General features: G+C 65.8%; 25 protein-coding genes. 15 read left to right on the top strand and 10 right to left on the bottom strand.

Going from position 1 to position 20,083, the window contains the following annotated elements:
• Window positions 1–99: 99 nt before the first annotated feature.
• The 4 genes from EU555_RS28720 (at window position 100) to EU555_RS28700 (ending at window position 2,830) form a co-directional block, all read left to right on the top strand.
• Window positions 100–318 (top strand): hypothetical protein, encoded by a 219-nt coding sequence (locus EU555_RS28720; RefSeq protein ID WP_135418807.1) that lies wholly within the window; start codon window positions 100–102, stop codon window positions 316–318.
• An 88-nt stretch (window positions 319–406) separates the two neighbouring features.
• On the top strand, window positions 407–661 hold the full coding sequence (locus EU555_RS28715; protein ID WP_135418806.1) for a hypothetical protein: 255 nt from the start codon (window positions 407–409) through the stop codon (window positions 659–661).
• 512 nt (window positions 662–1,173) lie between these two features.
• Window positions 1,174–2,328, top strand: coding sequence for an XRE family transcriptional regulator (locus EU555_RS28705; protein WP_135418804.1), 1,155 nt, complete (start codon window positions 1,174–1,176; stop codon window positions 2,326–2,328).
• 1 nt (window position 2,329) lies between these two features.
• Complete coding sequence (locus tag EU555_RS28700; RefSeq protein WP_135418803.1) at window positions 2,330–2,830, top strand: DUF4411 family protein; 501 nt, start codon at window positions 2,330–2,332, stop codon at window positions 2,828–2,830.
• Between the two features lie 20 nt (window positions 2,831–2,850).
• On the opposite strand, the gene EU555_RS28695 is transcribed toward EU555_RS28700, so the two are convergent.
• Complete coding sequence (locus tag EU555_RS28695; RefSeq protein WP_135418802.1) at window positions 2,851–3,798, bottom strand: IS1595 family transposase; 948 nt, start codon at window positions 3,796–3,798, stop codon at window positions 2,851–2,853.
• A gap of 385 nt (window positions 3,799–4,183) precedes the next feature.
• On the opposite strand from EU555_RS28695, the gene EU555_RS28690 reads away from it, so the two are divergent.
• Window positions 4,184–4,810, top strand: coding sequence for a metallophosphoesterase (locus EU555_RS28690; RefSeq protein WP_135418801.1), 627 nt, complete (start codon window positions 4,184–4,186; stop codon window positions 4,808–4,810).
• A 45-nt stretch (window positions 4,811–4,855) separates the two neighbouring features.
• Here EU555_RS28690 and EU555_RS36390 read toward each other — a convergent pair whose 3' ends face one another.
• The 6 genes from EU555_RS36390 to EU555_RS28665 all read right to left on the bottom strand — a co-directional run bounded on the left by EU555_RS36390 (window position 4,856) and on the right by EU555_RS28665 (window position 8,805).
• Window positions 4,856–5,008, bottom strand: a complete 153-nt coding sequence (locus tag EU555_RS36390) for a hypothetical protein (RefSeq protein ID WP_167858689.1) — start codon at window positions 5,006–5,008, stop codon at window positions 4,856–4,858.
• 143 nt (window positions 5,009–5,151) lie between these two features.
• Complete coding sequence (locus tag EU555_RS28685) at window positions 5,152–5,775, bottom strand: hypothetical protein (protein ID WP_135418800.1); 624 nt, start codon at window positions 5,773–5,775, stop codon at window positions 5,152–5,154.
• A 139-nt stretch (window positions 5,776–5,914) separates the two neighbouring features.
• Window positions 5,915–7,705, bottom strand: coding sequence for a ParB/RepB/Spo0J family partition protein (locus EU555_RS28680; protein ID WP_167858688.1), 1,791 nt, complete (start codon window positions 7,703–7,705; stop codon window positions 5,915–5,917).
• Between the two features lie 73 nt (window positions 7,706–7,778).
• Window positions 7,779–8,030: a hypothetical protein gene (locus EU555_RS28675; RefSeq protein ID WP_135418798.1), complete on the bottom strand. Its 252-nt coding sequence runs from the start codon at window positions 8,028–8,030 to the stop codon at window positions 7,779–7,781.
• Window positions 8,027–8,368, bottom strand: coding sequence for a hypothetical protein (locus EU555_RS28670; protein ID WP_135418797.1), 342 nt, complete (start codon window positions 8,366–8,368; stop codon window positions 8,027–8,029). Before EU555_RS28670 ends, EU555_RS28675 begins: the two co-directional genes overlap by 4 nt.
• Window positions 8,365–8,805 carry a hypothetical protein gene (locus tag EU555_RS28665; RefSeq protein ID WP_135418796.1) on the bottom strand — a complete coding sequence of 147 codons (441 nt, stop codon included), beginning with the start codon at window positions 8,803–8,805 and terminating at the stop codon, window positions 8,365–8,367. The genes EU555_RS28670 and EU555_RS28665 overlap by 4 nt, the downstream gene beginning before the upstream one ends.
• Before the next feature lie 326 nt (window positions 8,806–9,131).
• Between EU555_RS28665 and EU555_RS28660 the strand changes: the two genes are divergently transcribed.
• Together EU555_RS28660 and EU555_RS28655 are read left to right on the top strand one after the other, a co-directional pair.
• Window positions 9,132–9,680 (top strand): hypothetical protein, encoded by a 549-nt coding sequence (locus EU555_RS28660; RefSeq protein WP_135418795.1) that lies wholly within the window; start codon window positions 9,132–9,134, stop codon window positions 9,678–9,680.
• 73 nt (window positions 9,681–9,753) lie between these two features.
• Window positions 9,754–10,329: a hypothetical protein gene (locus EU555_RS28655; RefSeq protein ID WP_135418794.1), complete on the top strand. Its 576-nt coding sequence runs from the start codon at window positions 9,754–9,756 to the stop codon at window positions 10,327–10,329.
• Window positions 10,330–10,507: 178 nt separating this feature from the next.
• Here the strand turns inward: EU555_RS28655 and EU555_RS28650 are convergent, their stop codons facing one another.
• Both EU555_RS28650 and EU555_RS37540 read right to left on the bottom strand, forming a co-directional pair.
• Window positions 10,508–10,795, bottom strand: a complete 288-nt coding sequence (locus tag EU555_RS28650; protein WP_135418793.1) for a hypothetical protein — start codon at window positions 10,793–10,795, stop codon at window positions 10,508–10,510.
• Window positions 10,796–10,998: 203 nt separating this feature from the next.
• Window positions 10,999–11,127: a hypothetical protein gene (locus EU555_RS37540; protein ID WP_281041319.1), complete on the bottom strand. Its 129-nt coding sequence runs from the start codon at window positions 11,125–11,127 to the stop codon at window positions 10,999–11,001.
• A gap of 248 nt (window positions 11,128–11,375) precedes the next feature.
• Here EU555_RS37540 and EU555_RS28645 point away from each other — a divergent pair, with 248 nt between their 5' ends.
• From EU555_RS28645 to EU555_RS28625, 5 genes are all read left to right on the top strand, one after another.
• On the top strand, window positions 11,376–12,824 hold the full coding sequence (locus EU555_RS28645; RefSeq protein WP_135418792.1) for an IS1182 family transposase: 1,449 nt from the start codon (window positions 11,376–11,378) through the stop codon (window positions 12,822–12,824).
• Window positions 12,825–13,174: 350 nt separating this feature from the next.
• Entirely contained in the window at window positions 13,175–13,630 is a 456-nt protein-coding gene (locus EU555_RS28640; RefSeq protein ID WP_205821016.1) for a carboxymuconolactone decarboxylase family protein, read from the top strand.
• A gap of 208 nt (window positions 13,631–13,838) precedes the next feature.
• Complete coding sequence (locus EU555_RS28635; protein WP_135418791.1) at window positions 13,839–14,588, top strand: SDR family oxidoreductase; 750 nt, start codon at window positions 13,839–13,841, stop codon at window positions 14,586–14,588.
• Window positions 14,589–14,629: 41 nt separating this feature from the next.
• Complete coding sequence (locus tag EU555_RS28630) at window positions 14,630–15,046, top strand: cupin domain-containing protein (protein ID WP_135418790.1); 417 nt, start codon at window positions 14,630–14,632, stop codon at window positions 15,044–15,046.
• A 98-nt stretch (window positions 15,047–15,144) separates the two neighbouring features.
• Complete coding sequence (locus tag EU555_RS28625; protein WP_167858696.1) at window positions 15,145–16,050, top strand: sigma-70 family RNA polymerase sigma factor; 906 nt, start codon at window positions 15,145–15,147, stop codon at window positions 16,048–16,050.
• A 621-nt stretch (window positions 16,051–16,671) separates the two neighbouring features.
• On the opposite strand, the gene EU555_RS28620 is transcribed toward EU555_RS28625, so the two are convergent.
• Window positions 16,672–17,418, bottom strand: coding sequence for a pirin family protein (locus EU555_RS28620; protein WP_135418788.1), 747 nt, complete (start codon window positions 17,416–17,418; stop codon window positions 16,672–16,674).
• Between the two features lie 108 nt (window positions 17,419–17,526).
• Here EU555_RS28620 and EU555_RS28615 point away from each other — a divergent pair, with 108 nt between their 5' ends.
• The 3 genes from EU555_RS28615 (at window position 17,527) to EU555_RS28605 (ending at window position 19,951) form a co-directional block, all read left to right on the top strand.
• Entirely contained in the window at window positions 17,527–18,393 is an 867-nt protein-coding gene (locus EU555_RS28615) for a LysR family transcriptional regulator (RefSeq protein ID WP_135418787.1), read from the top strand.
• A gap of 137 nt (window positions 18,394–18,530) precedes the next feature.
• Window positions 18,531–19,154 (top strand): isochorismatase family protein, encoded by a 624-nt coding sequence (locus tag EU555_RS28610; protein WP_135418786.1) that lies wholly within the window; start codon window positions 18,531–18,533, stop codon window positions 19,152–19,154.
• 179 nt (window positions 19,155–19,333) lie between these two features.
• On the top strand, window positions 19,334–19,951 hold the full coding sequence (locus EU555_RS28605; protein WP_135418785.1) for a glutathione S-transferase family protein: 618 nt from the start codon (window positions 19,334–19,336) through the stop codon (window positions 19,949–19,951).
• Window positions 19,952–20,083 lie beyond the last annotated feature (132 nt).

The following is a 20,083-nucleotide window of genomic DNA, read 5'->3' as shown; positions in this document are numbered from 1 at the left end:
CCTCCCCTCTCGAATCCCGGGACCGCGCGGTCCCGGGATTGACGGCGCCACCCTCCGGAACAGATAGGGAACGCGCGATAGGGGTCGACGGAGGGACGGATGGAGGCGCCGCGGGCGCTGGGGGCGTTCCCGTACCGGCGGGTCGTCATCGTCTGCCCCTGGTGCCCCCGGCGCCGGGGCTGCTACGACACCGAGCGGCTGATCGCGCGCCTCGGGCCCGTGGCGAGCCTGGAGGACGTGCTCGCGGCCCTCGTCCGGTGCCGGTGGCCGGCGCCGTGGCACGTCCGGCGGCCGGGGAAATATTTTGCGATTGTGTAGTTTGCAAACCCGCTGCCGGAAGCGCAACCAGGGCTCGCATCCATTGCGACCTCTGAGCGTTATCTCGGTCGTGAGACGGGAGGGCGAGATGGGCAGGTACGCAGGTTCAATGCCTGGAGGGGCGCAGCGCAATCCGGCGCGCAAGCCCTATGAAGGGTCGTCTAATGATTACAATATCGGTCTCGAAATCAATCGCATGATGGCTGATCTACCAAGCAAAGCGCATGCGATTTTGCAATTTGATGTTATAAGGCTCTATAGAAATAAAGTGCCTCGCGCAAAGGTTCGCGAGTTCGTGGCATTAACTATAGAGCAATTCTGGAAAAATCAGAGAGAAAGTTAAAATAATACACTGCTTCGTTATAAATCGCTTGAATTCTATTCCTTGCTTGATTTTACTGTAGTATTCAGTGTATTTTCGCCAGGGGCGGAAGGCGCCCGCGCGATCCGTCGCACCACCTGCTTGAAGTGCTCCGGGTCGTCGTCTGTCCCGAGTTCGCGGGCGGCTTGCTTGAACTTGTCGAGTTGGGAGAGAACGGCGTCGGTGGGTGGCTTCTCGGCTCCGGCCTTGGGGACGGGGCGCTTGGGCTTGTTGGGTGTGTCCGCCGACATCGGTGCGGTCCTTGCTCTCCCGAGAATGTAGACTCCTGTAGCACGCGAGGCCACGGGCTCTCGCTTCACCAAGGGGCTGCCCACAGGCGCTCAGTGCATTAGACTCCCTTAAGCCCGCATGGCACAAGCTTGGCCGTAAGTGGGTCCCTTTGTCCGATTTTTGTTCCCGACTTGTTCTGGTAGGTTCTGTCCGCTGTGCCCGAACTGAGAAGCAAGAGACCGCGCCCACCCTATAACCCAGGCATGCTGCGCTGGGCACGGGAGTGGCGTGGCCTAAGTGCTGATGCAGCCGGCCGAGCGGTCGACAAGACCGCGGCAGATATTCTGGCTTGGGAGACGCCTAACAGCGGGGCTGCCCCTACAGTAAAGCAGGCCAGAAGGCTTGCTGATGTGTATGGGCGTGCTTTTATAGAGTTCTTTCGCACGGCGCCTCCGTCTGAAAAGCCGGCCGACATCACTCCCGATTATCGGCAGCATCGCGAGGTTCAGTCCTCGGAACAGGCATGGCAGCTTCGCACACTACAGGAGTGGGCGACTTCTCAGCGGCTCAACACGCTTGACCTTTTTTCAACTCTCGGAGAGGAGGTTCCGCACCTTCCTGAGGCTCTTAGAGCAAGCGTGTCTGATAATGTCGAGAATGTAGCCCTCGTTGCCAGGAATGCCCTGGATTTCCCGGCAAGCCAACAAATAACAATCCCACGTTCTGCGCGCGACAAATTCCCCAATGTACTTCGCGCGAAGTTTGAGAGTGCTGGAATTCTGACCCTTAAGCACTCAGATCTTAAAAAGATTGGCGCCCGAGGTCTATGTCTCGCGCATGACATTCTTCCTGCGATTGTTTATACCAGCGAGTCGCCAGGAGCACAGGCGTTCACGCTTGCCCACGAACTTGGGCATGTGCTCTTGCGTGCGAGCGGGGTTAGCGACAAAGAACCTTATGCGCGGCTAGTTTCAGCGAGGCGGCCCACAGTGGAGCGCTGGTGTGATCGATTTTCAGCGGCATTTCTTATGCCCAAAGATGCGCTAGGCATTATTCGGCCACGGCCGGTCACGCCGCTTGCTCAGATCTCCAACGAAGAAATCATTTCACTTGCCGATCTATTTAAGGTCAGCAAGCATGCCATGCTCATACGACTCGTAAATCTCAGATATGTCGAGCCAAGTTTTTATTGGGAGCGCAAAAGACCTGAGTACATTAGGGAAGAAGAGGATTTCGAGAGCTTTGCTCGATCAAAATACTATGGGTCCCGTTATCGTTCCAGTCTAGGAGATCTCTATACTGGCCTTGTCATAGAGGCATGGAATACAGGAAAAATTACTAACCATAATGCATCTGAGTTTATGGGAATAAAGAATATGGAACATTTGTTCCGTATCAGAGAAGAGTTCAACGCCTGACATGAAGAGGTATTGCTTAGATACCTCTGGATTTTCCAATCCGATGGAGACAACTCCAGAGGATATACATGTGTCTTTGTGGCTTTTGATGAAGACAATGGTTGAGTCGGGCTGTCTTGCATGCACTCCAGAAATATACGAAGAACTCACGCGCATAACTGGCGATATAGGCGTATGTCTTTGCGAAAATGAACATAATCTGATATTAGATCTTGATGATGCGGGTTGGCCTGTCGAAGAATATATTGAGTGTGTTTCAAGAATGCAAGCAGTGCATGAAAGCGTCATAGCTGAATACAACAATGACCGAAAAAACACGGTGGGCTTGAATGACATTTCAATTATTGCTCTAGCCAAAACACTCAACGTCCCTCTAATCAGCATGGAAAGCTCGGCCGGAAATTCAACGACAAAGCGCAGAATTCCCGACATCTGCCAACTAGAGGGTGTTGTGCACTTTACATTTAACGATATGCTGCGTCGGGAAGGTCACCGCATATAATTCAAGGCTTCTTATTTTGATTATATTTCACTAGGGCAAGCTAACCGATACGTAAGTCGCTTCTCGACGATGCCCTTGAGCGCTCGCCCCGCCCGCTCCACGTCGCCACACCCCAGCGCCACGCGGTTGTTGTACCAGAAATCGAACTCGGCAAGGTAGCGGTGAAGGTGCTGCTTCCCGCAGTGCTGGTAGATGCCCTTCATGCCGCGCTTGAACACGGAGAAGTAGCCCTCAACCGTGTTGGTGTGGACGATGCCGCGCACGTACTCGCCTTGCCCGTGAGCGGTCGTCTGGTGGTCGATAAAGGATGGGGCAGCCTTGAGGTACACGCCGGCCTCGTCGGTGTGCAGCGTTGCTTCTTTGGCGATGTTCTCCTCAAGGATCGGCACGATGGTCGTCGGCTTGAGGTCGTTCACGACTATGGAGCGAACCTTGCCGGCCTCTCGATCCACGAGGCTTAGTACCTTCATCTTGTGGTGATAGGCGCGCTTCACAGGCGCACCCGGCTCGCGGCCGATGAAAGTCTCGTCAGCCTCCACGATGCCGGCGCCACCGGCCGGGCCGTCCAAGCCGCCCATCGGGGCCAGAGAGCCGTCGCGCATGGCCTCGCGGATGCGGTGGGCCAGGAACCATGCCGTCTTGTACTGAACCTCAAGGATGCGGTGTAGCTGGTGCGCGCTGATGCCCTTCTTGGAAGAGCACATCAGGTGCACCGCCTGAAGCATCTTGTGGAGCGGGATGCGGGCGTGCTCGAACACCGTGCCGACCTTCACCGTGAACTGCTGCTTGCAGTCGCCGCACTTGTGAAGTCCGAGACGGACACGCTTCTCAGGGTTCGCCTTGATCTTGCCGATGCGGCCCATGCCGCCGCAGTGAGGGCAGACCGGGCCTTCCGGCCACAAGGTGTCCTCAAGCCACTTGAAGGCGGCTTCCTCGTCGTGGAACTGGGGCTGGCTCAGGACGGACATGAAGGCTTGCTCCTGCCTACGGTTGTACTCTCATTGCGGCAGGTTTGCAAGCTACATAATCGCCAAATATTTGCCCTGGTGCCGGGCGAGGTACGCCGACCTCGGGTCGCGCCGCCCTCCGTACCGCGACCTCCCGGAGGCCTGATTGTCCGTTTCCACTCCAATCGGCCAACTGGAAGCAGAATGTGACAATCGCCCCGCCAGGGCTTTCCGTTAACCACGCCGCACGACCCCGCTTGACGCCAGGAATCGGGAGCTGCGATCCCTGCCCCACGCCGACGAGAGGTCCGCCGTGAAACGCCGAATAGCCTCCACCCGCACCGAGACCCATCCCCCGGGGGCGTGACGCCGCGCGCGCAGCCCCCCCTTTGAGGAGGCTGCCTTCATGACCAAGTCCAAGACCCCCGCCCGCGTGTTTTTCACCGCAGACACCCACTTCGGCCACATCGGCGTCATGGAGATGAGCAAGCGCGACTTCGCGTCCATTGAGGAGCACGACGAGGTCCTCATCGCCAACTGGAACGCCGTCGTCGGCCCGAACGACACGGTCTGGCACCTCGGCGACTTCGCGATGAAGTCGAGCCCGGAGCGGTGCCAGGCGATCTTCGCCCGGCTGCGCGGCCGCAAGTGTCTCGTCCGAGGCAACCACGACCGCGACCGCGTTCTCGGCCTGCCGTGGGCCGAGCCGCCGGCGGACCTGAAGGTCCTCAAGATCCCGTTCGAGGGGGGCTTCCAGCCGGGTGGCCACCAGGAAGTCGTCCTGACGCACTACGCCCTCAGGTCCTGGCCGGCGATCCACCACAACACCCTTTCGCTCTTCGGGCACACGCACGCGTCCATGCCGGGCACCTGCCGGTCCTGCGACGTCGGCGTCGACGCCTGGAACCTGCGGCCGGTGACGCTGGCCGAGATCGTGCCCTGGCTCCGGGCGAGCCCGGTCGAGCCGGAGGAATGGGGGATCAAGCGCCGCCAGGAGGCGGAGCGAGCCCGGGCCGCCGAGCAGGCCGCCTAACGCGAAGGGCCCCCGGGTCATCCCGGGGGCCCTTCGGCTGTCTGGCTATCGGCGCGGCCCCGGTGGCCGGAGCTCCTCCTCGATGTCCTCGGCGACGTCGCGGAGCCGGTCGGCCTGGGCTTCGAGTTCGGCGGCCTGGTCGCCGAAGTAGAGCACTCCGTCGATACAGGAGCGGTGGACGCGGAGCGCCAAGCTCATGCCCGAGAGCGTGGCGTTGAGCGGGTGACGTTGGGCACGCCGCGGACAGTGGCGCGGATCTCTACAGTGCGCTCGTCCTTGGTTATGGGTGCTTCCTATCACGGTGCTGTGGGAGGTCGGGGCGACTGCCCCGGAGTGTTGTTTCAGCGAGCCTCGATGCGGTCGAGGATGATGTCGCGGACCCGCAGATCGAGTGCGGTCCTGAAGGGTGTCCGCTCGTCGGCGAGGTAGCCCCACTTGCGGGTCTTATCACCCTCGATAACGTAGGCATGTACGTAATCGTGGGCGTCGATGAGGGCGGTCTCGGCGGTCCACTCGTCCTGAGCTTCGTAGCTAAGTCCGTGGAAACCTAAGAGGACCTCGTCGACCGCGTCGTCCAGCGCCACCTCGCTGTCGCCGAGGTCGAGGTCGATCAGCCCATTAGTGCCCGAGGCATAGCGGAAGCTAGGCTCGTTTCTATTGTAGCCGTAGCGCTCGACGTGGATGTAGAGCCGCTCGGTGCAGGGGTGGGCGACGAAGCCGAGCTCGCCAGCGTATTCCCGAGCTTCATCCTCGTCCCGGAACGTCTCACTATCGCCCTGACAGGACACGACCCATTCGCCATCCTCGTTCTGGCAGACGTCGGCGGGGAGTGTTTGGGAGTCGCGATAGGCCTTGGCGAGTGTCACATCGACGGTACGGCCGGAGCTGTAGATGCCAAATTCGCCGTTGCCGGGGAGAGCGACGAAGAAGCGGCCGGCGGCGCCGGTGGAGAGGGTAGTAGTCATCGTGGATGCTCCTTTGGTAACTCGTTAGCCGCCATTACGTGGATGAGGCGGACATAGTTGACGCTGCGCACGCGGCGCTTCTGCTGAACCCGGGGTGGAACGTGAGCGCCACCGTCGCCTGGCGCGTCGACGGAGGCTCTCAGGCCGCGGCTGAGAGACGTGCCTCGCCGGACCCGTCCGATCCCGGGCCGTCGTAGCCGGGGTGGCGGAGCTCGACCGGAAGCCAGCCCGTCGGCAGGACCGAGGCGACCGCGTAGGCCACCAGGTCGCCCTTCTTCATGCCGGCGGCGCGGCGCCCCTCGGCCTCGCCGAGGACCTCGCCCACGACGGTGACCGTCACCGCCTTGGGCGCGCTCTTGAAGAATCCCTCGCCGTCGAACCGCGTCAGGAGCTCGGCCTGGAGGACGGCCGGGTCAGGCAGTCCCATCAGCGCTTGGACAGACGGCCGCTCCGACGGTGCGCGGGGCTTGGAGCCGTGCTCGCGGTAGAGCGTCTGGACGCCCCGGGCGGCGACCCCGGCCGCAACGACCAGGAGCTCGTCGACCGACATGGCCGACAGGCGGGCGACCAGCGCGTGGAACGGCTCCTTGTCCTTCAACGCGGCCTGCGCACCGCCGACGCCTTCGAGGCGGAGCTTCATGGGCGCCGCGTAGGCGTCCGCCGTCAGGGCCCCGGCCAGCAGCGCGACGAGACCGGCGGTCGGTGACGAGGCGAGCGTCGCCTGCACGGCTTCCGTGGCCGTGCCGCAAAGGGCCTCGACAAGGGAGTTGGGCAGGCCCTTCTCCTCGGGCTCGGCCGGCTTGTCGTCCTTCGGCGCGACCGCGGGGACGTCCTCGGGGCGGATGACGTACTCGGTGACGTCGATCTTGCCATCGCGACCGAGCTCGATCACGCACCCGGAGCGGGCACGCTCCGCCGGGCCGGGCGGTACGACGGCCTTCGCGAGGATCGCATCCGCTTCGTCATGAGCGGCGCGGATCTGCTCGTCCGTCGCGTCATCGTCGTCGGAATCGAGCCAGGCCTGGATCTCCTCGTAACGGGCATGATCGACCGCGGACAGGGGGCGCTCGCCGGTCTTGACCTTGGGCCATGACCAGCGCCAGCCCCCGGGCAAGTCCGCCCCCTTGGCGACCCACGACCACCCCTCGGCCCGGCGGCGCTCGCACTCGGCCTCAAGGCGCTCATCGGCGAGGCGCTTCAGCAGGACCGGGTCGGAAACCGCATTCTGCCCACCGAACAGATCCTCGACGACGTGGCCCCCGGCTGCCTTGAACGCCTTCGACCCGACGTAGGCGAGCAGCCCCGACACGTCCTGATCGAGGCCGAGCATGCGCCTGACGTAATGCGGCCAGATGGCATTTTCCTTGATCGCCTTCGCCAGGACGCGGTCCTGGTCTTCGTGCGACGCCATCGTGAAGACCTTCACGGTCTCCTCGGTGACCTTGCCGGCACGCCAGGCATCGAGCACCGTCGGGGACACGCCACCGAGGGCCAGAAGCTTCCGAACCTGCGCGACCGGCTGGCCGAACCGCTCGGCGATGACCTTCTCCGTGGCGCCCGCCCTCCGGAGAGCCGAGAACGCCTCGACCTGGTCGGCGGCATGCATGGGGGCTTGGGTGACGTTCGCACTCAGCCCGATCTCCCGGGCAAACGCGGCCTCGCGCTCGATGACGGGCACGTCGGCGTCCGGGGCCATCTTACCGGCAGCCACGAGGAACTCGATGGCGGCGAAGCGCCGGTTGCCGTCGACGACGTAGGAGAAGCCATCCCCGCCGCTGACGACGACGAGGGGGGCGATCAGGCCGACGCTGGCGATGGAGGCGCCGAGCGCGTCCAGGCCAGCGTCGCGCCCGACCTGGCGGACGTTGACGACGCCGGCCGGGGCGTCGGGATGGTGGCCGGGACGGAGAGAGGACAGGGCGATCTGCATGGCGAGCACCTGCGATTCGGGGGTGAGAACGGGAGGGCTGCGCCACCGTCGCCTGGCGCGTCGACGGAGGCCCTCAGAACGGCATCTCGTCGGGGTCGTCCGAGGTGAACCGGGCCCTGACGTCAGGCTCGGGCGTCTCGGCCGGCGGGCGACCGAGGAACCGTGCGAGCTCGGCATGCCACCGCTCCTCGCCGAGCCACCGCTGCAGGTCGGCGGCCTCGACGTAGGCGAAGTGGGGGCCGTCGACGGGGCTTCCGCCGCTGTCGTAAGTCCCGCGCTCGTATCCGAGGCGGTAGGCCTCGCGGATGGCGTCGATCTCGCTCACGCATCCCTCCCCAGAGTGGCGGCGGCGAGGGCGACCGCCGCGGCCACGCCGGCCTCGCCGGCCTCGCCGGCCTCGCCGGAGGCCTGGACGGCGAGAAACTGGAAGGATGAAGCCGGCGGGGCGTCGTCGCGGATGACGCCCGTCCGCGGGTTGCGGCGCAGGCCGAGGTGGGACAAGACCGCGGGATGGATCGCCCGATTTCCGCAGAGCGCCCGGCTGACGGCCGTCTGAGCCGCCCTCGGCGTGAGGGGGAGCTGACGGGCGATGGAGAGCTGGGAGCCAGCCTCGGCAACCGCCTTGGCGAGCCGCTGCCGGGCCTGCCGTTCGGTGAGCATCATGCCGACCTCCGGGGCATCATGGGGGGCAGCCGCATGCCGGGCCGCGGCGGCAGGACCGGGCGGGGCGGCGTGACCGGGGCGGGCTCCGACACCGGCGCGGGTTCCGGCTGCGGCTCGGGGGTGGCCTCCGCGGCCTCCTTGGCCTTCGCCTCGGCGCGTGCCCGGGCCGCGGCGTAGGGGTCGTAGTAAGTCGGGGGCGGCGCCGGCTCGAAGGGTTGGCGATATTCGGCCAGCTTCTCGGCGAGGCGCTCAATCTCGGCCTTGGCGACCCGGAGCAACGCGAGCTCGGTCGCAGCCACTTGCTCGCGCAGGCCCTGCCTTTGGAAGTGCTCCAGGCCGTCGGCGGCGAAACGGCATTCGGCCATCAGCGCGGCGAGCCGCTGGCGCGTCTGACGGGCGTCGAGGTCCCGGAGGCCGCTCGTCCACTTGTCAGCCACGGGCGGTCTCCCGGTAATCGACCCTCGTCTCCTTCTCCAGGCCAAGGGCCCGGAGGATCGCCGGGCCCGGGGAACGACGCCCCGCCAGGGCATCCAGCACGTACGCCGTGCTCATCCCGTGACGGCGCGACCATGCGAGGGCGCTCCCCTCAGTATCTACGCGCTGCCGCAGCAGCGCCCTCACGTCCTCGGCCGTCACCAACGCCTCCTGAAGCTATTGACGCTGTTGAGCGTTCCAGCTTCAATGCTATTCGTCAAGCGGATTTTTTGACGAATGCCGCTCGCGACACGGACGAATATGACGCATCCCGGCAGAGATGCTTCGAATGTCAAAGGAATACGGTTCCTGTTCTTGGGGTCCCGACAAGGACGGGGTGTCCAGTCCTTCAAGGATCGCCGCTCCAATCCTTGCCATCCCAGCCTGGGAGCGGGCGTACGAGGCGGTTTTGGTCGGGGACAGCCTGGCGCTGGGTGCGCGCTTTTGTCCTGTGCAGGACGCCGACGGCGGAGACCGGGCTCGCTACGAGCTCGCGCCCGGGACGCTCGTCGCCGTGGCGCCGCCCCGGTCCAGCAGCCCGAACCGGGCCTACGCCGTCGAGCCGGACGGCACGGTCGCGGAGGTCTCCCTCGTCGAGGCGGAGGACCGAATCGATCCCGCGGGCGAGGGGCGGCGGTCCTGGCGCCGGCGCTGCGTGCGCGCCGGGCTGACGGATGTGCCGACGCGCTTCACGTTCCAGCGCCACAGTTACGAAGTCGGTGTCGTCTATCCGTGGGGTGGCGAGGACTATGTGGCCGTCGTGACGCGGGCGGGAGAGCGGTACGTATGGGCCCGCGCCGTCACGTATGCCGAGGCGCAGTCCCTCGGGATCGCATGACGTACCGAGGCGCTGGTCCCTTTCTGGGCCCGGGGGCAGGATCGAGGCGTTAATCCACGGAGGGAGAAATCACATGCTCAAGGCACTCCTTGCCGCTGCGAAGCGCATGGCGGCGCTCATGGCCGCGGTCACGCTGGTGCCGGTCATCGAGGCCGGCCGCCTCGTCTGGCGCGTCGCCCGCAACGTCATCGCCCCGGAGCCGCCGGCCGCCGCGGCGGAGGCCGAGGTGGCCTACCAAGCCGAGGCCATGCGCGCGCCCGAGGCGCCGCAGGTGCCGACGTTCGAAAGCCTGTCGCCGGCGGAGCAGTGGGGGCTCGCAGCGGCGGAGCACCTGCACCCGACCGGCTCCGGCGAGATCCCGCCCGCTACGCTCGACCGCGCGGCCATCGCGTATCTCGACAGCCTAACGCCGCAGGAGAGCGCGACGCTCTTCCTCCACGATGCCCGACACGTCGGCGAGCATCTCCTCGGCGAGCGCCGCCTGCAGCACCTGCCGGTGCCACCGACGCCGGCCGAGTTCGCCGAGCGGGAGGCCCAAGCTGCCGCGGAAGCGGCTGAGGCCACCCGGGCCGAGATGGAGAAGACGTCGTGGATCGCCGAGGCCCTCGACGAGCTCATCGCCTACGAGCCCCGCGTCAGCCTGGGCTGAAGCGCCTCCCCGGAACGACGAAGCCCGCCCCGGAGCGACCTGGGCGGGCTTTTTCATGCCTGAAAATAAATCCGTGGATAACGGCGTTTCTTGCTTAAGGGTCCTAGACTTTTGCTGCGGGAGCCCAAGTCGTGCTCACCGCAGCATCCCGTTAGCATCCGCACGGAACGCGACGGCATCAGCCCCCCAGGGCCGCCCGGCGCGCCGCGATGATGGCGGCCTGCCGCTGCCGGGCGTACCGGTCGGCGCGGGCGGCGACGATGGCCTTGGCCTCCTGCTTGGCCCGGTGCTCGGCCATGACGCGGCGGTAGGCCAGGGCGGCGGTCGCCTGGCGGATGGCCCGGGCTTCCTGGCGGTCGGCGGCGCGGATGGCCCGCTGCTCGATTAGGACGCCTGCCAGCCCCAGGGCGATGCTCTGCATGGGGACGTCAAAGGCCTGAACGACGTCGTGGGCTCGGGTCGTCATCGGGGCATCCTCCATCTCACCGGCGTGCCGACAAGTGATCGGGATCCCGAATCCCTTGTCGAGCCCCATCGCGCTTCGTGGTTACCAACCCCCCTTGCCCCTGTGGACAGCCTTGCTATCGGGCTGCCCTCGGTACGTGCGCGGCATACGAATTTCCGAACCTGGCCTCCCCCCCGTTACACCGGCGCGGTACGAACGGACCCTCACTGGAGCGCGACGTAGCCCACGAGATCCGCCAGGGCGGTGTCCTGCGTCGCGGGGGCCACCAGGGTGAGGACGTCGCCCTGGTTGACGAGGTACGGGTTGCCGCCGGTCGTCGTGAACGTGGCCACGGTCTTGCCGGCGGAGAAGACGACCGTCCCGATGGCCGTCCCGTTGAGGCTCAGCGTGAACGTCGCCGTGCCGGTCGCCTCGGTGCCCGACTTGGCGGCCGATCCAAACCTGCTCGCCGCGCCAGCTTGATTAAGGCCGATGCAGCCAGCCGGAACTTTGCCCCTGAAATCGACGTGCGGACTTTTGACCGAGGCTGTGTGAAAACGCGCTGATCTGCTAAGGTTGTCGCCGATCTGAGGAGGTCGGGATGGCCCGCTTCATCGCCGGTGAGGATCGTCGTCAGAGCACGCTCCTGCCCGACTGCCTCGATGATTATGTGGCGGCGGACAACCCGGTCCGCCTCGTCGATGTCTTCGTCGACGAGCTTGATCTCGCTACCCTCGGGTTTGCCAGAGCCGTGCCCGAGGCGACCGGCCGTCCAGCCTACGATCCGGCGACGCTGCTCAAGATCTACCTCTACGGCTACCTCAACCGCGTACCCTCGAGCCGCCGTCTCGAACGCGAGACCCAGCGCAACATCGAGTTGATGTGGCTGACTGGCCGACTGATGCCCGACTTCAAGACCCTGGCCGACTTCCGCAAGAACAATGGACCGGCGATCCAGGCCACCTGCGCACAGTTCGTCGTCCTGTGCCGTCGCCTGAACCAGTTCAGCAAGGCGGTGGTCGCGATCGACGGCAGCAAGTTCAAGGCGGTCAACAATCGCGACAAAAACTTCACGGTCGCCAAGGTCGCGGCACGCCTGGCTCAGGTCGAGGCGAGCGTCGCCCGCTATCTCGCAGCCTTGGACCGGGCCGACCGCCAGCCGAGTGACGTCGCCGAGGCACGAACAACACGGCTCACCGAGAAGATCACGGCTTTGCGCGAGCAGATGAAGGACCTTCAGGCGATGCGCCAGCAGGTCGAGGAGGCACCCGACCAGCAGGTCTCGTTGACCGACCCCGATGCCCGCTCGATGGCCACCAGCGGCAAGGGAACCGGGATCGTCGGCTACAACGTTCAGGCGGCGGTCGATGCCGAGCATCATCTGATCGTCGCTCACGCCGTGACCAACGTCGGCAGCGACCGCGCCCAGCTCGTTCCGATGGGACTCCTGGCCCAAGAGGCGACGGGATGCACCACGCTCACGGTGCTGGCTGACCGGGGCTACCTCAACGGGGATCAAGTTCTGGCGTGCGAAGGCAGTGGCCTGCTGCCGTGCGTACCCAAGACCCTCACCTCGGGCCACGCCAAGCTCGGCCTCTTTACAGGACAAGACTTCATCTACGACGCCGAGAAGGACCACTACACCTGCCCTGCCGGCCAGCACCTGACCAAGGGGGTGGCCCGGTTCGACCGCCGGGCCGAGGATGACGCGATGGACCACTACCGTAACCCGGCGGCTTGCGCGGGCTGCCCGCTCAAACCCCGCTGCACACCTGCGAAGACGAGACGGGTCAAGCGCTGGGTGCACGAGGGCGTGCTCGATGCGATGCAGGAGCGGCTCGACCGGATGCCGGACGCAATGCTGATCCGTCGCCAGACCGTGGAGCATCCGTTCGGCACGCTGAAGGCCTGGATGGGGGCGACCCACTTCCTGACCCGTACGCTGGCAAAGCTCAGAACCGAGATGAGCTTGCAGGTTCTGGCCTACAACATGAAGCGGATGATCCGGATCGTCGGGGTTGGAGCGCTGATCTCGGCGATCCGGGCGTGAGCCGACCCGTGCACGCGAGTTCGCTGCAAGGGCTCACTCACCTACCCAGCCACCAAAACCGCGTTCTCACACAGCCTGCACCCATAGCCGACGCTCAAACCGCCACCTTTGAACGACCGCATGGGGTGGGGAGCGGACCCTACCCCGCTGCCCGATAGCGGACGTTCCTTTTCCGCCTCATGTCGGTCATCAATCGACTTGCCCGGCCCGCTTGGAAGCGGGTGTAGATACTCTCGGCGTGAGATGATCCGCTTTGTGAGAGAATGCGGCATCGCATGTCACACCCGGATCGCTTGGCTCGTCATGGCTTCGAACGTCGGTCTCCGGCGCTCCGAGCACAAGGACGAGACATGAGCGAGATCAAGCGACTGGTCTGGAACGAGGTGGCCCCGCAGGGGGCCAAAGCGCTTTATGGCATTCATCACTACATCACCACTGCCACCGGCCTACCCCATGAGATGATCCATCTCGTCTTCCTGCGAGTATCGCAGATCAATGGCTGTGCGCACTGCATCGACTTGCACACCCGGGATCTCCTTAAGACGATGCCGTTCGAGAAGGTCGCCTTGGTTCCGGTCTGGGCAGAGGTGCCCCACCTGTTTCCTGACCAATACCGCGCCGCGCTCGCGTGGGCGGAGGAAGTCACGCTGGTCAGCGAGACGCATGCTTCCGATGAGGCCTATGCGGCCGCAAGCGAGGCCTTCGCGCCGAAGGATCTCGTCGATCTGACGATCACCATCGCGGCGATGAACGCGTTCAACCGCCTCGGCGCACCCTTCCGCCTCCCGGTCCAGGTGAAAACCTAGTCGGTTCTGCGCTCTGTCAGGGGCGGCGCCAGCGCCGTCCCTTTCCCGCGGATGTCAATCGATCCCCGGCGCCGGCTCCACGTTTCATGTCGCCGATTTTTTCCGGGGCATGTCACATCGGGCCCACCCTGCCTCGTCATTTGTTCGACGGACGCCTGAGAGCGGCAAGGAGCCGCGCCGTCCGTTCTCGAGCAAGGAGACGGGTATCATGAAGATCGTGGTGATGGGCGGAAGCGGCCTCATCGGCAGGCATCTGACGGCCGAACTGTCGCGACAAGGACATGAGGCTATTGCGGCCTCGCCGAGCAGCGGGGTGAATGCGCTGACGGGCGAAGGCTTGGCCAGGGTTCTTGCCGGAGCCGAAGTCGTCGTTGACGTGTCGAACTCTCCGTCCTTCGAGGACGCGGCGGTGCTCGACTTCTTCGAGCGCTCTGGCCGTAACCTCCTCGCCGCGGAGCGCGAGGCGAGTGTGAAACATCACGTTGCCCTATCCATCGTCGGCACGGACCGCCTGGCGGGGAACGGGTACTTCCTCGCGAAGGTCGCGCAGGAACGATTGATCGCGACGTCTGGCCTTCCCTACACCATCGTCCGGGCGACGCAATTCTTCGAGTTCGTCGCGACGATTGCCCGGGCGTCCGTCGTAGGAGACCGCATCATTGTTCCCGATGCCGACTTCCAGCCGATCGCCGCCGCCGATGTAGCCGCAGCGCTCGCCGATGTCGCGCCTGCTCCTCCCCGCAACACGACGATCGAGATCGCCGGGCCGGACCGCCTGCCGTTCCGTGACTTCGTCGCCCACTCGATCGCATCCACCGGCGACCGTCGGGAGGTGCTGGCCGACAGGGCGGCGCGCTACTTCGGCGCTGCGCTCGACAAGGGGTCGCTCGTTCCCGAGCACGCGAAAGCGGCGCGGCTCGGGCCGACGCGGTTCGAGAGCTGGCTCGCTGCTGCCTGAACCGCTGCGCGTCTCCTCATCCACGAAGAAAGACCCCTTCCATGTTCAGAGCATTTCTGCTGGGCACCCTCGTTGCCTTCTCCGCCGTTCCTGCGATGGCGGCCGATGTTGCGAGGGGCGAGGCCCGCGTCACGACGATCTTCGACCATCCACTACCTTCGGTGCCCGGCAAGAGCCTGCGCGGCGTCCTCGTCGAGTACGGTCCCGGCGGATCCTCACCGTCCCACACCCACGCCGCATCTGCCTTCATCACGGCAACTGTGATCGAGGGCGCGGTGCGCAGCCGGATCAACGACGGCCCGGAGAAAGTCTTCCGCGTCGGCGAGAGCTTTGTCGAAATGCCAGGTGATCACCACGGTGTCAGCGCTAATGCCAGCGACGTCGAGCCCTCCAAGCTCCTCGCCGTCTTCGTCGTGGACACGGCTGATCGGGTGTTGACGACCCCGGACAGGCACTAGCAGCGTCGGCGGCGCGGTAACTCAGCTGTTCAAGGCGGCAAGGATAGCCGATGGTCGTCCACATTCGCTCAACCGGCTTCGTTTACGAGGAACGGTCCATGTCGCAGGCCGAAATCGCCACAACGACGTTCGAGTCCCATCGCGCGCGGCTGTTGCGCATCGCCTACCGCATGCTTGGCTCGCGCAGCGAAGCGGAGGATGTCGTGCAGAATGCCTGGCTGCGCTGGGTGGCGGTGGACCAGACGAAGGTCTCTGCTCCCTATCCGTTCCTCGCGCGCATCGTTACGCGCCTCTGCCTCGACGAGATGAAGTCGGCCCGCGCCCGCCGGGAGACCTACGTCGGCGCTTGGCTGCCCGAGCCGCTCGTCGAGAACGAGGAGGATGGGCTGGACAAAGATGACCTGACGCTGACGCTGATGATGGCGCTGGAGCGCCTGTCGCCGCTCGAGAGGGCGGCATTTCTCCTCCACGACGTCTTCGGCGTGCCGCTCGACGAGGTGGCGGACACGCTCGACCGGGAGGCAGCGGCTGTGCGCCAACTCGCCGTCCGGGCACGGAGGAACGTGGAGGCTGCGCGTCCGCGCTTCCCCGTAGAGCGCGAAGAGGGCGAGCGGATCGCACGGGCCTTCTTCGCGGCATCCACCAGCGGCGACACCGCAGCGCTGCGTACTCTTCTCGCCGAGAACGCGGTGCTGCGCTCGGATGGCGGCGGAAAGGTTTTGGCCTTCATCAACCCCATCACCGGATTGGACCGCCTCCTGCGCATGTTCGAGGGTGTGCGGCGCAAATGGGGTCGAGGCTGGGCGCAGATGCTCGAACCCGTCTGGATCGACGGCTTGCCCGGCTATATCAGCCGTGAACGCGGCGACGTTCTCCAAACCACTGCGCTCGCCATTGAGGACGGCCGGATCACCGCGATCTACATCACCCGCAATCCCGACAAGCTCCGCCACGTCGCGCAGGCACTCGCGGTGGCACCGGACCCTACCTCGCGGACACACTAATCGGACACCGGGCGCCCCTGAGCCGCCCTACCCGACATTTAGCCTCTCAATGTGTACCCCGATCGTTGGAAGCTGAAGGCGATAACCGTCGAAGTCGCCGCCGACCATCCCTCGGTCTTCGGTCGACAGTAGGAAGCAGGCGCGGTGCGATGTCTGCTCTTGCGTGCTGCCGACCGAAAGCGGATCAGCAGAAATCCACCCAACGCAGTCGTCGACCTCTGCCGCGTCAACAGCCTGGAAGCGGACCTTCCCAGGGACCGCAACGGGTCGAGAGCGGCGGTTCAGGGCCTGCCGACCTAAGGTCGGTTTATGGCGCATAGCCGACCAAGCGGCATGCGAACTGCTGCCCTGCTATTTCGACTTTCCGTCCCTAAGGCAGAAGCAGGCCTGAAAGCGGCGGCAATGACATGAACAGGTTCGGGAATATTAGTAACCAACGAGGACACTGCGGCTGGCAGGCATCGCAGTCCGGTTTACTAGACGGTCGAAGACCATGGGTCTCACTCACGACCCGCATGGGCCTCGCGAACGGCCGTTGCCGTTCGCATCCTTGCGCAGCGCGATCCTCGGTCGAGGTCGACAAGCCGTTCAAGGGACACGGTCGGCGCACGGACCGCGCCCTCAATCGGCGAGCACGTTCCCGCTGAACATGCCACCGCGGAAGAACGGCGCGCCCGGATCGGTCGCGAACAGGACCAGGTCGGCGTCGGACCGGGCCTGCACCCTCCCCTCTTCTGCGGTCAGGTAAGCCGTCTCTCCCGCCCGCAGCGTCAAGCCGCCGACCTCAACGTCGCCGCCGAAGACGTGGAGCAGGCGAACCGCATCGGGCGCCGGGAGCGGCGGCAGGGACAACGCTGCCCCGGCCGCAACATGCGCGTCGGAGACCCATGCCTGGGCTCGGACCTCCAGCGGCGCGCCCTTGGGCCCCGCGATAAGGCGCCACTTGCCACGGCTCAACACCTCCCCGAAGTCGTGGAACTGGACCTTGGGTCCGAGGTCGGCCGCCCGCGGTCGCAGAAAGATCTGCAGTGCCTCGACCGGGCCGTGGTCCAGCATGCACTCCTCGTGCTGGAAGGTGTGGCCGGCGTTCATCATCATCAGGCGCGTCGCCGTGATCTCCTCCGCGTTTCCGACCGTGTCCCGGTGGAGCATCCGTCCGGCCCGGACGTAGGTCAGGATTTCGTCGTCGCGGTGCGGGTGCATCCCGATGACGTGCCCGGGCGCCACGGTGGCGCGGTCGATCCGGCCGATGGCGCCTAGGCCGCTATCTCCGCCGCCGAGGCTCAGCCCGGGACGGATGATCTCGACGGCGAAGCCACGGGTTGGGTCACCCATGCGGTCGCCGCGTCTGAGCTTGGTCACGTCCATGGTCGTCGTCCTTTCTCGGTGGGCATCTCCTCCATGGAACGTAGCGTCGTCGTGCCGGGGACGGTATCGTCCGATCCGGGTAAGCTCCGTCCCGGGAAGCGGAACGCGATGGACGTCGACGACCTGAGGACCTTCGTAGAGGTCGCCGACGCGGGAGGGGTCTCGGCCGCCTCCCGCCGCCTCAACATGGCGAAGTCGATTGTCAGCCGGCGGCTTCTGCGGCTGGAGGCCGAGATCGGCACCCAGCTCCTCGCCCGCACCACCCGGGGCGCAGCCCTGACCGAGGCGGGCACGACGTTCCGTGAGCACGCCGCGCGGATTTGCGCCGAGGTGGACGCGGCCCTGGAGGCGGTCTCGGTCGGCGGCGCACTCCGCGGCCTCCTGCGGGTCGCCGTGCCCTCCACGTTCGGCCCGACGCACTTCGCGCCGGCCATCGCCGAACTCACCCGCCGCCATCCCCAACTGCAGATCAACTGCCGCTACAGCGACCGCTACGTCGACCTTGTCACGGAGGGCTTCGACTGCGGCATCCGAGTCGGCTACCTTGCGGATTCGAACCTAGTCGCACGCCGCATCGGGTCCTTCTCGGTTCGGCTGTTCGCGAGCCCCGACTACGTCGCCGCGCACGGCGCGCCCGAGACGCCGGATGATGTGCCCGGACACCCGGCTGTGATGATCGGCACGGAGACCTGGACGTTCAGCGCCGGTGGCAAGTCGTTCCCGGTCCGCCCGACGGGCCGCTTCCGCGCCGACAGTGCGGTGGCCATCGCGGAGGCGACAGCCGCGGGCGCGGGCATCACCGCGCTGCCCGACGTCATCGCGGAGCCCTACGTGGTAGCCGGCTCTCTGGTGCCGGTCATGCCGGGATACGCCCTGCCTTCCATTGGCATGTTCGTCGTGCGCCCGCCCGGGCAGCACGCATCGCGCAAGGTGCAGGTTCTCATCGAGTTGCTGATCGAGCGCCTCGGCCGGTAAGCCCGGAGAGGCGTTGCGTCCCGCATTCAGGGACGCAGAGTGCCTGCAAAGGCGGCTAGTGGCGCCGGACATGGGACGGCATCTTGGGGGTGTCAGGCGGTTCCGGAGCGAGGCCGCCCCACCCGAAGGAGAACGTCATGTCCTACGAGAGATTGACCGCCGAGAACGCCGCCGTGCTGTTTGTCGACCATCAAACCGGGCTCGCCAACGGCGTGCAGACCCAGTCGCCCGCGGATTTCCAGAACAACGTGAAGGCGCTCGTGACTATCGCGCAGGTCTACGACTTGCCGGCCGTGATCACGACCAGCGCCTCGGACGGCCCGAACGGCCCGATCATGCCGATCGTAGCGCAGGGCCTGCCGAACGCAGTCGTCGTGCACCGGCCGGGCGAGATCAACGCCTTCGACAACGCCGACTTCGCCGCCGCCGTGAAGGCGACCGGCCGCAGGAAGCTCCTGATCGCGGGCATCTCGACGGACGTCTGCGTCGCCTTCGCGGCCCTGTCGGCGAAGGATGCGGGATACGACGTCTACGCGGTCGTCGATGCCTCCGGCACCTGGAGCAAGCTCGTCGAGGACGCGGCCATCACCCGGATGGTCCAGGCTGGCATCGTGCCGATCAACTGGGTCGCCGTCGGCGCCGAGCTCCTCGCCCACTGGCAGTCCGCCACCGGCGAGGCGCACGCGAAGCTGATGGGCGACCACCTGCCCTTCGCCGGCAACAACTACGCCGGCTTCCTGGCCGCGAAGGGGCAGCCGTAACCGCTTGAAGGGGGCCGGGCACCGACCGCACGGTGACGACCGGCTCCCCTCGCGTTGGATTGTTCCGCTCGCGACAACAATGAACTGCCAAGCGCGAGCATTCTCGCCGTGCTTCCACCGGAGCACCTTGTCCCTGCGGTTCGGGGCTTCGCCCGGTCCGAAATTAAGGGAACACGGTCATGAAGCTCTACCATCATCCCCTCTCTGGCCACGCGCACCGGGCCCGCCTGTTCCTCTCGCTGCTCGGCGTGGCCCACGAGGCGGTCGAGGTCGACCTGAAGGCGGGCGCGCACAAGCGTCCTGAGTTTCTCGCCCTCAACCCGTTCGGGCAGGTGCCGGTCCTCTACGATGACGGGACGGTCGTCTCGGACTCGAACGCCATCCTCGTCTACGTGGCCCGGAAGCTTGGGCGCACGGACTGGCTGCCGGAGGACGCCGAGGGTGAGGCTGCCGTGCAGCGCTGGCTGTCGGTCGCGGCCGGCGAGCTCGCCTACGGCCCGGCGGCCGCGCGCCTCGTCACCGTGTTCGGCGCGAAGTTCAATCCGGAGGAGGTGATCGGCCGGGCGCACACGCTGCTGGGCCGCCTGGAGGCCCATCTCGCCGGGCGCGACTGGCTGGTTGGCCGACACCCCACCATCGCGGACGTGGCGCTCTACAGCTACCTGGCGCGTGCGCCGGAGGGCAACGTCGACCTCTCCGGCTACGCCAACGTCAACGGGTACCTGCGCCGGATCGAGGCCCTGCCGGGCTTCCTTCCCTTCGTCCAGACGCCGGCCGGCCTCACGGCCGCTGCGTGACCTTGCGGGTGCGGTCGCGCCGCCAGGCGCGCTCGCTCGAACCGGACGGGAGAGCATCATGAGCGACGGTCCGACCATCACGAAGTCCTCGCCCTGGCATCCGGGCGAGAAGGCCATCCAGCAGCAGGTCGG

The organism is Methylobacterium nonmethylotrophicum (genome assembly GCF_004745635.1).
GTDB classification, from domain to species: Bacteria; Pseudomonadota; Alphaproteobacteria; order Rhizobiales; family Beijerinckiaceae; genus Methylobacterium; species Methylobacterium nonmethylotrophicum.
Note: the sequence above shows the minus strand (reverse complement) of the source record. Positions and strands in the feature narration are given on the sequence as shown.

Bases quoted from the DNA above. Each gene is read 5' to 3' on its own strand.
- EU555_RS28605 (WP_135418785.1), top strand. From the start codon at position 19,334: ATGAAGCTCTACCATCATCCCCTCTCTGGCCACGCGCACCGGGCCCGC.
- EU555_RS28690 (WP_135418801.1), top strand. From the start codon at position 4,184: ATGACCAAGTCCAAGACCCCCGCCCGCGTGTTTTTCACCGCAGACACC.
- EU555_RS28685 (WP_135418800.1), bottom strand. From the start codon at position 5,775: ATGACTACTACCCTCTCCACCGGCGCCGCCGGCCGCTTCTTCGTCGCT.
- EU555_RS28630 (WP_135418790.1), top strand. From the start codon at position 14,630: ATGTTCAGAGCATTTCTGCTGGGCACCCTCGTTGCCTTCTCCGCCGTT.
- EU555_RS36390 (WP_167858689.1), bottom strand. From the start codon at position 5,008: ATGAGCTTGGCGCTCCGCGTCCACCGCTCCTGTATCGACGGAGTGCTC.
- EU555_RS28615 (WP_135418787.1), top strand. From the start codon at position 17,527: ATGGACGTCGACGACCTGAGGACCTTCGTAGAGGTCGCCGACGCGGGA.
- EU555_RS28620 (WP_135418788.1), bottom strand. From the start codon at position 17,418: ATGGACGTGACCAAGCTCAGACGCGGCGACCGCATGGGTGACCCAACC.
- EU555_RS28700 (WP_135418803.1), top strand. From the start codon at position 2,330: ATGAAGAGGTATTGCTTAGATACCTCTGGATTTTCCAATCCGATGGAG.
- EU555_RS28645 (WP_135418792.1), top strand. From the start codon at position 11,376: ATGGCCCGCTTCATCGCCGGTGAGGATCGTCGTCAGAGCACGCTCCTG.
- EU555_RS28720 (WP_135418807.1), top strand. From the start codon at position 100: ATGGAGGCGCCGCGGGCGCTGGGGGCGTTCCCGTACCGGCGGGTCGTC.
- EU555_RS28625 (WP_167858696.1), top strand. From the start codon at position 15,145: ATGTCGCAGGCCGAAATCGCCACAACGACGTTCGAGTCCCATCGCGCG.
- EU555_RS28640 (WP_205821016.1), top strand. From the start codon at position 13,175: ATGAGCGAGATCAAGCGACTGGTCTGGAACGAGGTGGCCCCGCAGGGG.
- EU555_RS28715 (WP_135418806.1), top strand. From the start codon at position 407: ATGGGCAGGTACGCAGGTTCAATGCCTGGAGGGGCGCAGCGCAATCCG.
- EU555_RS28610 (WP_135418786.1), top strand. From the start codon at position 18,531: ATGTCCTACGAGAGATTGACCGCCGAGAACGCCGCCGTGCTGTTTGTC.
- EU555_RS28705 (WP_135418804.1), top strand. From the start codon at position 1,174: ATGCTGCGCTGGGCACGGGAGTGGCGTGGCCTAAGTGCTGATGCAGCC.
- EU555_RS28635 (WP_135418791.1), top strand. From the start codon at position 13,839: ATGAAGATCGTGGTGATGGGCGGAAGCGGCCTCATCGGCAGGCATCTG.
- EU555_RS28660 (WP_135418795.1), top strand. From the start codon at position 9,132: ATGTCAAAGGAATACGGTTCCTGTTCTTGGGGTCCCGACAAGGACGGG.
- EU555_RS28655 (WP_135418794.1), top strand. From the start codon at position 9,754: ATGCTCAAGGCACTCCTTGCCGCTGCGAAGCGCATGGCGGCGCTCATG.
- EU555_RS28650 (WP_135418793.1), bottom strand. From the start codon at position 10,795: ATGACGACCCGAGCCCACGACGTCGTTCAGGCCTTTGACGTCCCCATG.
- EU555_RS28680 (WP_167858688.1), bottom strand. From the start codon at position 7,705: ATGCAGATCGCCCTGTCCTCTCTCCGTCCCGGCCACCATCCCGACGCC.
- EU555_RS28670 (WP_135418797.1), bottom strand. From the start codon at position 8,368: ATGATGCTCACCGAACGGCAGGCCCGGCAGCGGCTCGCCAAGGCGGTT.
- EU555_RS28695 (WP_135418802.1), bottom strand. From the start codon at position 3,798: ATGTCCGTCCTGAGCCAGCCCCAGTTCCACGACGAGGAAGCCGCCTTC.